Below are 13303 nucleotides of genomic sequence, written 5' to 3'. Positions count from 1 at the left end.
GTTGCTCCTAAGCGTTGTTATTTTATCTGCAGGTATTTTAGCAGATGGTCTTTTCTGCGATGAATTTTTCTACGTGTGCTTCAATTTCAGCAGCCGTAGGCATAGCTAGTGCTTGCTCAGCCATAGCTTTAACATCAGCAAAGTTTGCGTTACGGATAATTTTCTTAATGCGAGGAATCGAGATTCCGCTCATGCTGAATTCGTCCAGACCCATACCTAGAAGTAGTAGGGTTGCACGCTCATCACCTGCTAGCTCGCCACACATACCTGTCCACTTGCCTTCTTTGTGAGAAGCATCGATAACCTGCTTAATCACGGTTAGGACAGCTGGAGATAGTGGGTTGTAAAGGTGAGAGATCAGCTCATTACCACGGTCAACCGCAAGAGTATACTGGGTTAAGTCATTAGTACCAATACTAAAGAACTCGACTTCTTTAGCTAGGTGGTGAGCAATCGCAGCAGCTGCTGGTGTTTCAACCATGACACCGATTTCGATGTTTTCGTCGAACGCCAGGCCTTCAGCGCGAAGTTCTGCTTTATATTCTTCAATTGCCGCTTTCAGTTCACGGATCTCTTCAACAGAGATGATCATTGGGAACATGATGCGGATTTTGCCATGCGCAGACGCACGAAGAATACCACGTAGCTGATCACGAAGGATTTCACGACGGTCCAAGCTGATACGTACTGCACGCCAGCCTAGGAACGGGTTCATTTCTTTTGGCAGATCCATGTACGGTAGATCTTTGTCACCACCGATATCCATAGTACGGATGATCACTGGCTCGCCATGCATCGCTTCAGCAACTTCTTTGTAAGCTGCGTATTGTTCGTCTTCCGTAGGAAGCGCGTCACGGTCCATGAACAGGAACTCAGTACGGTAAAGGCCAACACCTTCACCACCGTTACGGTTTACGCCGTCACAGTCTTTAACAGTACCGATGTTACCGCACACTTCTACTTGCTTACCGTCTAGCGTAATAGCAGGTAGGTCTTTCAGCTTAGCAAGCTCGTCTTTTTCAGCTTGGTGCGCGTCACGGATCGCTTTGAATTTGGCCAGCTCATCGTCAGATGGGTTGATAACAATCTGGTTGTTGATTGCATCAAGGATCAACATGTCGCCGTTCTTCACGCGAGATGTGATGTCGTTAGTACCCACGATAGCTGGTAGTTCTAGAGAACGTGCCATGATAGAGGTGTGCGATGTACGACCACCGATATCAGTGATGAAGCCCAGTACGTAATCTAGGTTGATCTGCGCAGTCTCAGAAGGCGTTAGGTCGTTAGCAACCAGAATCACTTCTTCGTTGATCGCGCTTAGGTTAACAATGCTGATACCCAGTGCGTTTTTCACGAAACGGTTACCGATATCACGGATGTCCGTTGCACGCTCTTTTAGGTATTCGTCATCCAGAGACTCAAGCGTAGACGCTTGCTCTTCGATGATCGCGTGGATCGCAACATCAGCAGAGGCTTTGTTCTCTTTAATGAAGGCTATGATTTCTTCTTCTAGCTCTTCATCTTCAAGCAACATGATGTGGCCTTCAAAGATGGCTTCTTTCTCTTCACCGAAGGTGATGCGTGCTTTTTCTTTGATAACTTCTAGTTGCTCAGATGATTTTTTTCGAGCATCGAAGAAACGCTGAATTTCGTTCTCGATTTGGTCTGCAGCGATTGGAGCTTTGTTGAGTACAATCTCTTCTTCTTGCAGCAGTAGTGCTTTACCGAAAGCAATACCAGGAGACGCCAGGATACCTGAAATCATAGCCTTACCTTAAATTGACTTAAAACTAGGGGAAGTAATAGCGCGCTGCGTATTAGTGCAGCTCGTCCATTAGAGCAACTAGGTGGTCAACAGCTTCTTGAGCTTGTGCACCTTCAGCAGAGATAGTTACTACTGTGCCTTTTACTAGACCTAGAGTTTGAAGCTTGAACAGGCTCTTAGCGCTTGCGCTTTTGCCGTTTGAAGTCACTGTGATGTCTGCTTCGAAAGCTTTTGCTTCTTTAACGAACTGAGCAGCTGGACGAGTGTGTAGGCCGTTTTCTGCAGTGATCTCAACTTGCTTCTGATACATTTTTCACCCCGATGATAGATAATATTTATTTAATTTTAACGTAACTGTAAGTAAGCTAACCTTGTTTTGGCTTTTACTGCTTACATGAGTATAAACTACCCAACAGTTCGGCGTTTGAGATTAATCCAAGTCAATTTTTTGTGACTTTTCTCTCTTTTCTTTCTCCGTGGTGGCCGTTTTCTGACCTTTTATTTCGGAGCTAGAAATAAAACACCTCGGATTTATATTAGAGCTACATTCAAATTGCAACAAAAAAGCCCCCCAAGGGGAGGCTTTTAGCTGAAAATCGCGGCGTCAACATGTGAAAGTGTGATCACTGTTGGGTTTCTTTTTCTGTAAAGATACCGGCGAAAAGTGCAGTGGACAGATAACGCTCACCGGAACTTGGCAGGATAACGACGATGTTTTTGCCTGCAAATTCTGGGCGCTCAGCGATGCGGTTTGCTGCAACCACAGCGGCACCGGATGAAATACCCGCCAAAATACCTTCTTCTTCCATCAGACGGCGTGCCATGTCGATAGCATCGTCGGAACTTACCTGCTGAACTTCGTCAATCAGCTCTAGCTCCAGGTTACCCGGAATAAAGCCAGCACCGATCCCTTGGATTTTGTGTGGTGCCGGTTTGATCTCGTCGCCATTAAGGGCTTGTGTGATCACTGGGGATTCCGTTGGCTCTACCGCGACCGTGGTGATGGCTTTGCCTTTGGTGCGCTTAATGTAGCGGCTGACACCGGTTAATGTACCACCTGTACCCACACCGGATACGAACACATCGATGTCGCCATCAGTGGCATCCCAGACTTCAGGGCCCGTGGTTTTTTCGTGAATTTCAGGGTTAGCCGGGTTGTTGAACTGCTGAAGTAGCAGGTATTTGTCTGGGGCCGAAGCGACGATCTCTTCGGCTTTCTCAATGGCGCCTTTCATGCCTTTCGGGGCTTCTGTCAGTACCAGGTTTGCGCCCAGTGCTTTAAGCAGTTTACGACGCTCCAGGCTCATGCTTTCTGGCATGGTCAGCGTGAGCTTGTAACCGCGTGCAGCGGCAACAAATGCCAGTGCAACACCGGTGTTACCACTGGTTGGTTCAACCAGTTCGACACCTTCTTTCAGAATGCCTTTTTTCTCAGCATCCCAAATCATATTGGCACCAATACGGCACTTCACGCTGAAGCTCGGGTTGCGGGCTTCAACTTTTGCCAGCACGTTACCTTTACTTACGCGGTTAAGACGTACTAGCGGAGTGTTACCGATTGTTAGGGAGTTATCTTCGTAAATCTTACTCATGGTGATCGTTCCTTCGTAACACGTTCAATTCAAATGACACATCAAGCATACCCAATGCGTGCTGTTTTGAAAGGAATTTGTGGTTATATCTTATTGTTATAAAGGAGGATAGCAGAAAGCAGCAGAAGAAAGGGGAGGGAAAAGGATAACGCGCTGTGACCGCACAACAAGGTCACATGTACCTTGCTGTGCGAGGAAAGCATGAATGCGTGATGGGGATCAATGTGCGCGGTATTGATCGCGGTATTGATCGACCCACATGGCCGTGGCACCACACACCGCGACCGGCATCACGAACAGGTTCAGAATAGGAGTCATGGTGCACACCATGACTAAACTACCAAAACTCAGTGATTTGCCGCGTTTTACTTTTAATGCATCACGCATGGTAGGAAACGGGACTTTGTGGTTATCAAACGGGTAGTCGGCATATTGGATGCTCATCATCCAAGCGCTGAACAGGAACCATAATACCGGGCCAATGGTCTGGCCGATGGCCGGGATCCAAAGCAGGATAAACAGGCCAATGGCTTTAGGCAGGTAGTATTTTAGCTTGATCCATTCGCGGTGCATGATGCGAGGAATGTCTTTCATGATCGCTGCCATGCCCGCATCTGGCGCAGGTTGGCCGGTTAATTTCGCTTCCAGGTGTTCTGCGAGCAAGCCATTAAAGGGCGCGGCAATCCAGTTGGCGATGGTGCTGAATAAATAAGAGAAGGTGACCAATACCGCAACGGTTAGCAGGGGCCATAATAGGTACGACAGCCACTCTAGCCAGCTTGGCAGTTGTGCCATCCAGCCATCAATCCAATCACCTAATTGGCTGAGTACAAAGCCAAACGCGGTACCAAACAGCACCATGTTGATCAGTAAAGGGAACAACACAAAGCGGCGAGTGCCTGGTTGCATCGCAAGTGACAGTCCACGAAAAAAATACCCCGCTCCACTGAGGGAAGCGTGTACTGGCTGAGGGGGTTGCATAAAGGCTCCTTGGCAATCTTTGATTTTTTTGTACATTTGGCGTGGCCATGACTATCAATGATATTAACGGTGTTAGGTTACGAGAAGCAAATCGGTGCCGTGCCCGTGGTTTCTAACAACAGAATAAGTGGTCAATGATTAGGCAATTGTGTGTTCAATAACGCGATATTGGACGAATCCTTACATTCACCTTCTCATTCTGTTTTGAGTTTTGATACATTAGGTGGGTGTCTCTTTATTGCTGGTTTGATGACAGAATGAGAGGTGCCGCAGCGTTCCTTCTCTTTACTTTGGAACCAATTTGGAACCAACGCCCTTTTTCTGTGGTCGGTAAAAGAGACAGAAGGATTTGTAGTGATTGTGGTAGTGCCTGAAGGGATGTCCAGACAGGCGGTGCTTTTTGGTAGATTCACCCTTGATGGGTAACAAGTAAATTCAGAGTATTCATATGCAGGAATTGCGTCTGGTTCTTATTGTCGTCGGTACACTGGCGATTGCAGCGTTGCTGTTGCACGGTTTATGGAGCAGCCGAAAGGAAAAACCCGCGAAGTTTGGTGAGAAGCCGATCGGTAAGTTAGAGGATCCCTCTCGCGACTCTGATGGTTTTGATCAAGATGGTGTCGGCAGTGTCCGTGTGGTCAATCAAGAAGTGCCCGCTGAGCCTGTGCGTACAGAACGCAAAGAGCCAGCACTGCATTTTGGTGCCAAACCAGACGCTGATCCGCTACTAGACAGCGTGCCGGCGGAAACACAGTCACCCGTTGCTGCGCAAAGCGTGCCACAAGCGGCGACATCACAAGACAGTGTACAGCGTGCCATGGCGCACACTGCCACACCTGTTGCTCCGGTGGCGCAGCCAATGCCTGCGGCAGCTGAGGCCCCGCGCCCGGATGCACAACCTGCGGTAGCTCAAGCCCCCGCTGGCGAGGCTGAGCCCGTTGTTGCAGAAGCGGCTGACCAGCCTGTGACTGCGCCTGCTATGGACTCTGCTGTGAACGCGACAGTGAGTGAGCCTGTTGTGGCAGAGCGCGTTGAACCGACCTTAACCACCATGGCCGATGCGCCTGTGATTGAGCCGACATTGACCATTGAAGATATCGAACGTGGTCAGCAGCAAACTGCGTTGGATGACATGATTGTTGTTGAGCCAAGCGAGCAACCACTGACAATGGAAACATCGCGTACCGTGATGTCTGCCGCTGAGCCTCAGGTTGCTGCGGCGCAGACGGTAGAGCCGCAAATGGTCGAGCCCGCTGTGGAACCGGTACAAACGTCACACGTTGTGCCTGAAGCCGTTGTCGTTCCTGAGCCAGAGCCAGAGCCTGAACCTGAAGTGTTGCCACCGGATTTCTTAGTCTTGAACGTGCACGCCCGTCACGGTGATCTTTTGCGTGGACCGGCATTGTTTGCTGCATTTGAGCAAAATAATCTGATTTTCGGTGAGAATGCGGTTTACCACCGCCACAGCGATATGGCTGGTACAGGGCCGACATTGTTCAGTGTGACCAATATGGTGGCACCGGGACATTTCTCGGTTGAGGGTAATCAGCACTTTGAAACACCGGGTGTGGCGTTCTATTTGATGTTGCCTTGTGAAGCGGGGCGTGCTGATCAGTCGTTTAATTCGATGCTACAAACAGTACAGCGCATTGCTGATGTACTGGGTGCAGATGTCTTGGATCATGAGCGTAATTTGATCACACCGCACCGTATCAGTGAATACCGTGAGAAAGCGATGCGTTATACACGCGCGTAATCTCTTCGGTCATAATTTTGTCTTTAAGCCCTTTATACCCTGTTGTATAAAGGGCTTTGTTTTTTGTACCCCGTTGTAGCGTCATACTGCATGGTTGTTAGCGTATAGCGGGGTGATTTGAATAATGAGTAGGAAAAACAATGAGTCATGATATTCAGCAGCAGTTGATCTCGCTGCGCGATCTTCTTGCATATCACGGTCATCGCTATTACGTCGAAGATAACCCAGAAATTCCTGATGCTGAATATGACCGTATGATGCAGGAACTGCTGCAGATAGAAGCCGCTCATCCCGAGTTGATCACAGTTGATTCACCGAGTCAGCGTGTCGGCGGTGCGCCTCTGGATGGCTTTACTCAAGTGACCCATGAGATCCCAATGCTGTCGTTGGACAATGCGTTCAATGATGACGATCTGCGTAGTTTTGAAAAACGCCTGCGTGATCGCTTGGCGGCCCATGTCGATGTCACTTACTGTTGTGAGCCGAAGTTGGACGGCTTGGCTGTGAGCCTGATGTATGTCGACGGGGTACTTGTGCAAGCGGCCACGCGGGGTGATGGGACAACCGGTGAGAATATCACGGAAAACGTGCGCACGATTCGCGCTATCCCACTGAAGCTGCAAGGCGAGAACTGGCCAGCCCGTCTAGAAGTGCGTGGTGAGGTGTTCATGCCGAAAAAAGGCTTTGAAGCGCTGAATGAGCGCGCGCTGAAAAAAGGCGAGAAGACTTTTGCCAACCCACGTAATGCAGCAGCAGGCAGCTTGCGTCAGCTGGATTCACGTATTACCGCGACTCGTCCACTGAGCTTTTACGCGTATTCCACCGGCGTTGTGGAAGGCATGGATCTGGCCGACAGCCAGTATGCGCGTTTGCTTCAGCTAAAAGGATGGGGCTTGCCAATGTGTCCGGAAATTCGCGCATTGGATTCGATGGATGAGGTGATTGCTTATCATCAGTCCATCGGTGAAAAGCGTTCAAGCCTGCCTTATGAGATTGATGGGGTAGTGATCAAGGTCAACGCCATTGATACTCAGCAGCAACTCGGTTTTGTTGCGCGCGCACCTCGTTGGGCAATTGCCTATAAATTCCCGGCACAAGAAGAAATGACGGTGCTGAATAACGTGGAATTTCAGGTAGGCCGTACCGGTGCGATCACCCCTGTCGCGAAACTGGCGCCAGTCTTTGTTGGTGGTGTGACAGTCAGCAATGCCACGTTGCATAACGCTGATGAAATTGCCCGTTTAGGGGTGATGATTGGTGATACGGTGATTATTCGTCGTGCGGGCGATGTGATCCCACAGGTCGCTTCTGTGGTGATGTCTCGTCGTCCTGAGGATGCACAAGCCATTGTTTTCCCGGAAGCGTGTCCGGTGTGTGCCTCGAAAGTGGAGCGTGTAGAAGGTGAAGCCGTGGCGCGCTGTTCTGGCGGTCTGTTCTGTCAGGCACAGCGTAAAGAAGCCTTGAAGCATTTTGTTTCTCGTAAAGCACTCGATGTCGATGGCTGTGGCGAGAAAGTGATTGAGCAGCTGGTGGATCGTGAAATGGTTGCCACACCAGCCGATCTGTTCACCTTGTCAGCTGGCGTGGTGACAGTATTGGAGCGTATGGGGCCTAAATCGGCGCAGAAATTAGTGGATGCATTGGCGGCGTCTAAGCTGACCACGCTACCGCGTTTCTTGTATTCCTTGGGGATCCGTGAAGTCGGTGAGGCGACAGCGGCGAACCTGGCGAACCATTTTGAGACGCTGGAAGCCATCCAGTCAGCCTCTAAAGAGCAGTTGATTGAGGTGCCGGATGTGGGCGACATCGTGGCTGCGCACGTGTTTAACTTCTTCCGTGAAGCGCATAACTTAGACGTGATCAATCAATTATTGGCCGTAGGGATTCACTGGCCAGCGATTGAAGCGCCGAAAGAGGGTGTAGCGCGTCCGTTAGAAGGGAAAACAGTGGTATTGACCGGCTCATTATCCCAACTTTCCCGTTCTGATGCGAAAGCTGCACTGCAGCAACTGGGGGCTAAAGTGACGGGCAGTGTCTCAAAGAAGACCGATTTGCTGGTGGCGGGTGAAGCCGCCGGGTCGAAATTGACCAAAGCACAAGAGTTAGGGATTGAAATTTGGGATGAGCAAGCTTTGGTTGATTTGCTCGCGCAGTGATTTTTTTCTGCTAATTCTGTGAAATTGAGTTAAAAAGTGCAGCCCTGTCTGGTTTATGGCAGGGCTTTTTTCTGCCTGTGAGATCAGAGAACGTCAGAAAACGGTTTTTTTTTACCTCGAAGATAGCGAGGTTGTGAATAAAAAAAGACAAAAAAATGACAGATGTAATCTAATTTACAAATAAAAAAATCTTTCGACTCATCTCGCACTTATGAAAACCAAAAAAAACTCAAGTTGTTGTATTTATGAGGTTTTGTTGTTTTTATTGTTCTGTGGTTTCGGTATTTTGATCATGATCACTAATACGCGCAAAGTTTGCACTGAGTCATATTTTTAACACAATAAATTAAGTTCTCGTTGATGTTTTCCGGCGCGAAAGTAGTCTTAGTGAGGAAGCAGACAGAGGTTCAACCAATAGGTTCAATCAAAGTGCTAAAAAAATATGAATTGGTCGGATTCACCGGCTGACATATTGGGAGAGTTACTTGCAGTCTTCGGCGGCCAACCTTTAAGGCGCAAGTAAACACAGCTAGTATTTTTAGGAGTTTTTTCCATGGAAAACATGTTCAAACGTACGCTACTAGGTGCTGCAATCGCAACTGCAGCTATGGCTTCAACTGGCGCTAACGCAGCGATCGATCTTCTAGACGGTAACGTACAACTTTACGGTCAGGCTGCTGGCTTCATGATGTACGATTCACCAGATGCATCAGGTTCTGATGATACAATCACTGCTAACATCGAATCTCGTATCGGTTTCCGTGGTACAGTTGAGTTTGACAACTTTGGCCCAGATCTATTGTGGCAAGTTGAAGGCGGTGACGCTTCAAACGGTGGTAGCAACGCTGAAGGTCAAGGTTCTTTCGGTGGCCGTGATACGTTCCTAGGTTTGTCATTTGATGGCGTAGGTGCATTCAAATACGGTCGTCAGCTAGTCGCTGCTTACAACTACGTTGACTGGCCGCACTCAAACCCAGGTCTAGGTAACGTGTTCGACTGGAACAACGACCTTGGTGCAAACTTCGAAGACCGTGCAAACCACGTGCTACGTTTTGACTCTGCAAACTTCGGTGGCTTCAACTTCCAAGCAACTGCAAGTAACATGGACACTGCAACTGATAACATCGCTTACAGCCTTGCAGCATCTTACAGCGCAGACATGTTCAGCGTTCACGCAGGTTACTACCTAAACACTGAAGAAAAAGATGCGAAAGAAGATTCTGCATACACTATCTTCGGTGGTTCTGTATTCCTAGGCGATATCACGCTAACCGCTGCTGGTAAGTACATGACTGTTAACAACATTGGCGGCGGCGAAGACAGCCAGTGGGCTTACTCTGCAACTGCACAGTACGTTTACAACGGTACTTGGGTTTACAAAGTGGGCTACGCAGGCACAGGTGAAGCTGATTACGCTGATGGCGCATCTGGTAAAGACACAGACGATATGGCACTAACAGCTCGTCTAGGTTACCTACTACCAAGCACTTACCTATACACTGACATCCGTCACTACGACATGGATGGCGGCACAGATAAAGGTGATACAACACGTCTACTTATGGGTGTTGAATACTACTTCTAATTCCTAACCCGAGTTAGATAGTCCAGAACGAGCATTGTTTATCAATGCTCGTTTTTTATAGGAGAGATTAATGAAATTTGGAAAAGCAGTACTTTTAGCCGGAGTTATGGCTGCCATGGGCAGTGCACAAGCGGCTGTGAACGTTGAATTTGCCACTGGGGTAGAGTCAATGTTTGTCAATGGAGAAAAAAAGCTTAATCTCTTAGAATCAACGGAAGATGTTACGCTCAATAATGGCTTAAACCAAGTTGTTGTGCGTGTTTCTAAACTAATAGAAGGGCAAGGCCAACTCGAAAAATACCGTTCAGTACCAATCGTAATAACGTTTGAAGCCCAAGACCAGACGTTTATGATTGAGCCATCGATGCGTTTGATCAACTCTGTGGATCAAAGTAACTTTGATGCCAATCCATCGATGAAATTGGTCTCAAAAAATGGTAGCAAGGTCAACGCTAAAATTGACGTCCTGCCGAAAGATATATCTGGTGATAGCTCGACCATATTCGGTCGCGATTATAAAAAAGAACTGGCGTTATATAACCGTTCACAAGGCTATGCCATTGCGACACACACACCAGTAACGGCTCCAGTTGAACCGAAAACATTCCAAGTGATTGGTGGCGCCCCGAATGAAGTGGTCACCGCACCAGTCCCTGTTGCAACAGCAGTCGCGGCACCCGTTGTCGTGCAACAACCTGCTGTATCAGGCAATAATGCCATGATTCTTATGCAAGCCGACTTCTTGCGCATGTCGGAAGCACAGCGCCAAGCCTTCCTGAAGTGGGCAAAACAGCAGTAAGCTTTATTCTCATGAGAGAAATGCAGAGGGAGTGCTTAGTCACTCCCTTTTTGCATCTTGTCGAGACAAGAAACGGTATGGCGTTGCATCAGTTCACTTTGCCATTTTTTTGCATAGTACAAATCATCATTGGCAGATAATCCACACTGCCATCGGGCAGTTTGCAGTCAACCCATGGGCCTGCGGCAGATGAACCATTACCTCCGCCACCTTGTGTGCCATTACCATTTGACGAGCTAGCTAACGCACCGCCAGACATTAACAATAAGGCTGCTGTAGCTGCAATAACAATTCCTTTCATACACACCTCAATGAACATAGAAAAAATGTATTCCATTACAGGGAAGAGATAATTCAATCCGTTGCTTATCGTTGATTAAGTTTATGTATAGACGCCGTAAAAGATCAAAAAAATGACGGAAATTAATCTAAATTTTTAATTTTAATTAAGTATGTTGGTTTTATTTGTTTAAATTCAGGTGTTTACTTGTTTGTCATGGTTTTTTGAATAACATGAAGTTGGCAGTTTCTTATTTTTAGTGGTGAAGTTTGTTTCATGTTTAGATATAAATGTCTGCCTTGTCTTATATTTACGACACGCTAAATATAAAATTATTACTACGGGGAGTGATATTCTCTCGCTCTCAGAGCCGCGATATTATCTTTGTTTAATATCAAGGATTGAGGTGCCAGCGGTAAAGGTGGAGAGGGATAACGGTCTTATCAATCAGACGCCTTCTTATTGTGGTGCATAACCGTGCGGACTTTCACCGGCCTGAACGCGAGAGGGGCGCCATCGGTGATTGTAGATTTACCCAACAGTGATAGAATAAGAACCATTTTCTCGAGCAGCGGGATTCGGTCCGCTGTAACTTCATTAATTAGGTAATGTTCAATGACGGTTAAAACTCGCTTTGCACCTAGCCCAACGGGCTTTTTGCACGTAGGTGGTGCGCGTACAGCTCTATATTCTTGGTTGTTTGCTAAACATATGGGTGGCGAATTCGTACTTCGTATCGAAGACACAGACCTAGAGCGTTCAACTCAGGAAGCGATCGATGCCATTATGGAAGGCATGGAATGGCTGGAACTGAATTGGGACGAGGGTCCTTACTACCAGACTAAGCGTTTTGATCGTTACAATGAAGTGGTTGATCAACTACTGGCTGAAGATAAAGCGTACAAGTGTTACTGCCCGAAAGAGCTGCTTGACGAGCTACGTGAAGAGCAAATGGCGGCAGGTCTGAAGCCTCGCTACGATGCTAACCACCCGAAAATTGTGGCAGCGAACGCAGCGGCAACAGAAGATTCACCATTCTGTATCCGTTTCCGTAACCCGAAAGAAGGTTCCGTGGTTTTTGAAGACAAAATCCGTGGCCGTATCGAAATCGCAAACAGCGAGTTGGACGATCTGATCATCCGCCGTACTGACGGTAGCCCGACGTACAACTTCTGTGTGGTTATCGATGACTGGGATATGGGTATCACGCAAGTGGTACGTGGTGAAGACCACATCAACAACACCCCTCGTCAGATCAACATCTACGAAGCATTGGGTGCACCTGTTCCTGAGTTTGCTCACTGTGCAATGATCCTGGGCGATGACGGTGCGAAACTGTCTAAGCGCCACGGTGCGGTAAGCGTGATGCAATACCGTGACGAAGGTTACCTGCCACAAGCGCTACTAAACTACCTAGTACGTTTGGGTTGGTCTCATGGCGATCAGGAAATTTTCTCTCTACAGGAAATGATTGATCTATTCAGCCTGGAATCAGTGAGTAAGTCTGCGTCTGCATTCAACACAGACAAGCTACTATGGTTGAACAACCACTACATCAAGACCGCAGAGCCAGAGTATGTTGCAAAATACCTACAGTGGCACTTGGATCAGAAAGAAATCGCAACTGAAAACGGTCCAGCGGTGACTGACGTGATCAAGCTGGTTGGCGAGCGTTGTAACACGCTGGTTGAATTGGCTGAGCAGTCTCGTTACTTCTACCAGGACTTCAGCGAGTTTGAAGCAGGCGCTGCGAAGAAACACCTACGTCCTGTTGCAAAAGAAGCCCTAGAGCTTGCACTGGCGAAAGTGGATGCACTGACTGAGTGGACGACTGAAAATCTACACGCTGTGATTGAGCAAGTGTGTGCAGAGCTGGAACTGGGCATGGGTAAAGTGGGTATGCCACTGCGTGTTGCGGTAACCGGTCAAGGTCAGTCACCATCTGTTGATGCCGTGATGCAACTTGTGGGTAAAGCGCGCGTAATGGCACGCATCCAAATGGCACTGGACTTCATTGCAGAGCGTGAAGCAAACAGCTAATCACGCAGTGTGATAGGCATGTAACGCCTGAATGTGAAACGGAAAGCGATAAGCTTTCCGTTTTTTTATTGGTCTCTTTCTCTTTCTTCCCGCTCTCTTTTAATCTACTCGGCATAAGTGTGATCATTTTCTCAGTTTTAGTGCGTTCTCATACATTGTTAGCTTCGATGTGTTGACAAGATATCCTTATGTTTTTATTATCCATTTCAGATTTTGGGGTTATAGCTCAGCTGGGAGAGCGCCTGCCTTGCACGCAGGAGGTCTGCGGTTCGATCCCGCATAGCTCCACCAAATTTTAGAAAAGGATCTGACGTCGTCAGGTCCTTTTTTTATGCCTGTTATTTGTGTT

General features: G+C 47.9%; 10 protein-coding genes and 1 tRNA gene. 6 read left to right on the top strand and 5 right to left on the bottom strand.

The window, feature by feature from the left end; translation table 11 throughout:
* Positions 1-37 precede the first annotated feature (37 nt).
* The 4 genes from ptsI to cysZ form a co-directional block, all read right to left on the bottom strand.
* Positions 38-1765 carry a phosphoenolpyruvate-protein phosphotransferase PtsI gene (gene ptsI / locus ABT58_RS02755; protein WP_047872836.1) on the bottom strand — a complete coding sequence of 576 codons (1728 nt, stop codon included), beginning with the start codon at positions 1763-1765 and terminating at the stop codon, positions 38-40.
* A gap of 52 nt (positions 1766-1817) precedes the next feature.
* Complete coding sequence (ptsH, locus tag ABT58_RS02750) at positions 1818-2075, bottom strand: phosphocarrier protein Hpr (RefSeq protein WP_047872835.1); 258 nt, start codon at positions 2073-2075, stop codon at positions 1818-1820.
* 313 nt (positions 2076-2388) lie between these two features.
* Positions 2389-3357, bottom strand: a complete 969-nt coding sequence (cysK, locus tag ABT58_RS02745) for a cysteine synthase A (protein WP_047872834.1) — start codon at positions 3355-3357, stop codon at positions 2389-2391.
* 219 nt (positions 3358-3576) lie between these two features.
* The gene (gene cysZ / locus ABT58_RS02740; protein ID WP_047872833.1) at positions 3577-4338 is read right to left on the bottom strand and encodes a sulfate transporter CysZ; all 762 of its coding nucleotides are present in this window, start codon (positions 4336-4338) and stop codon (positions 3577-3579) included.
* Between the two features lie 448 nt (positions 4339-4786).
* On the opposite strand from cysZ, the gene zipA reads away from it, so the two are divergent.
* From zipA to ABT58_RS02720, 4 genes are all read left to right on the top strand, one after another.
* A complete protein-coding gene (gene zipA / locus ABT58_RS02735; RefSeq protein ID WP_047872832.1) occupies positions 4787-6094 on the top strand; it encodes a cell division protein ZipA in 1308 nt (435 codons plus the stop codon).
* Positions 6095-6234: 140 nt separating this feature from the next.
* Positions 6235-8250, top strand: coding sequence for an NAD-dependent DNA ligase LigA (gene ligA / locus ABT58_RS02730; protein ID WP_047872831.1), 2016 nt, complete (start codon positions 6235-6237; stop codon positions 8248-8250).
* Positions 8251-8803: 553 nt separating this feature from the next.
* The gene (locus ABT58_RS02725) at positions 8804-9835 is read left to right on the top strand and encodes a porin (RefSeq protein WP_047872830.1); all 1032 of its coding nucleotides are present in this window, start codon (positions 8804-8806) and stop codon (positions 9833-9835) included.
* A 70-nt stretch (positions 9836-9905) separates the two neighbouring features.
* Positions 9906-10634: a YccT family protein gene (locus ABT58_RS02720; protein ID WP_047872829.1), complete on the top strand. Its 729-nt coding sequence runs from the start codon at positions 9906-9908 to the stop codon at positions 10632-10634.
* A gap of 88 nt (positions 10635-10722) precedes the next feature.
* On the opposite strand, the gene ABT58_RS02715 is transcribed toward ABT58_RS02720, so the two are convergent.
* Positions 10723-10935, bottom strand: a complete 213-nt coding sequence (locus ABT58_RS02715) for a hypothetical protein (RefSeq protein ID WP_146147288.1) — start codon at positions 10933-10935, stop codon at positions 10723-10725.
* A gap of 594 nt (positions 10936-11529) precedes the next feature.
* Here ABT58_RS02715 and gltX point away from each other — a divergent pair.
* A complete protein-coding gene (gene gltX, locus ABT58_RS02710; protein WP_047872827.1) occupies positions 11530-12954 on the top strand; it encodes a glutamate--tRNA ligase in 1425 nt (474 codons plus the stop codon).
* Positions 12955-13169: 215 nt separating this feature from the next.
* Positions 13170-13245 (top strand) — tRNA-Ala (locus ABT58_RS02705).
* Positions 13246-13303: the final 58 nt, after the last annotated feature.

Source organism: Photobacterium aphoticum (assembly GCF_001029435.1).
Taxonomy (GTDB): domain Bacteria; phylum Pseudomonadota; class Gammaproteobacteria; order Enterobacterales; family Vibrionaceae; genus Photobacterium; species Photobacterium aphoticum.
This window is presented reverse-complemented; position numbering and strand designations above follow the sequence as displayed.

Bases quoted from the DNA above. Each gene is read 5' to 3' on its own strand.
- ptsI (WP_047872836.1), bottom strand. From the start codon at position 1,765: ATGATTTCAGGTATCCTGGCGTCTCCTGGTATTGCTTTCGGTAAAGCA.
- ptsH (WP_047872835.1), bottom strand. From the start codon at position 2,075: ATGTATCAGAAGCAAGTTGAGATCACTGCAGAAAACGGCCTACACACT.
- cysK (WP_047872834.1), bottom strand. From the start codon at position 3,357: ATGAGTAAGATTTACGAAGATAACTCCCTAACAATCGGTAACACTCCG.
- cysZ (WP_047872833.1), bottom strand. From the start codon at position 4,338: ATGCAACCCCCTCAGCCAGTACACGCTTCCCTCAGTGGAGCGGGGTAT.
- zipA (WP_047872832.1), top strand. From the start codon at position 4,787: ATGCAGGAATTGCGTCTGGTTCTTATTGTCGTCGGTACACTGGCGATT.
- ligA (WP_047872831.1), top strand. From the start codon at position 6,235: ATGAGTCATGATATTCAGCAGCAGTTGATCTCGCTGCGCGATCTTCTT.
- ABT58_RS02725 (WP_047872830.1), top strand. From the start codon at position 8,804: ATGGAAAACATGTTCAAACGTACGCTACTAGGTGCTGCAATCGCAACT.
- ABT58_RS02720 (WP_047872829.1), top strand. From the start codon at position 9,906: ATGAAATTTGGAAAAGCAGTACTTTTAGCCGGAGTTATGGCTGCCATG.
- ABT58_RS02715 (WP_146147288.1), bottom strand. From the start codon at position 10,935: ATGAAAGGAATTGTTATTGCAGCTACAGCAGCCTTATTGTTAATGTCT.
- gltX (WP_047872827.1), top strand. From the start codon at position 11,530: ATGACGGTTAAAACTCGCTTTGCACCTAGCCCAACGGGCTTTTTGCAC.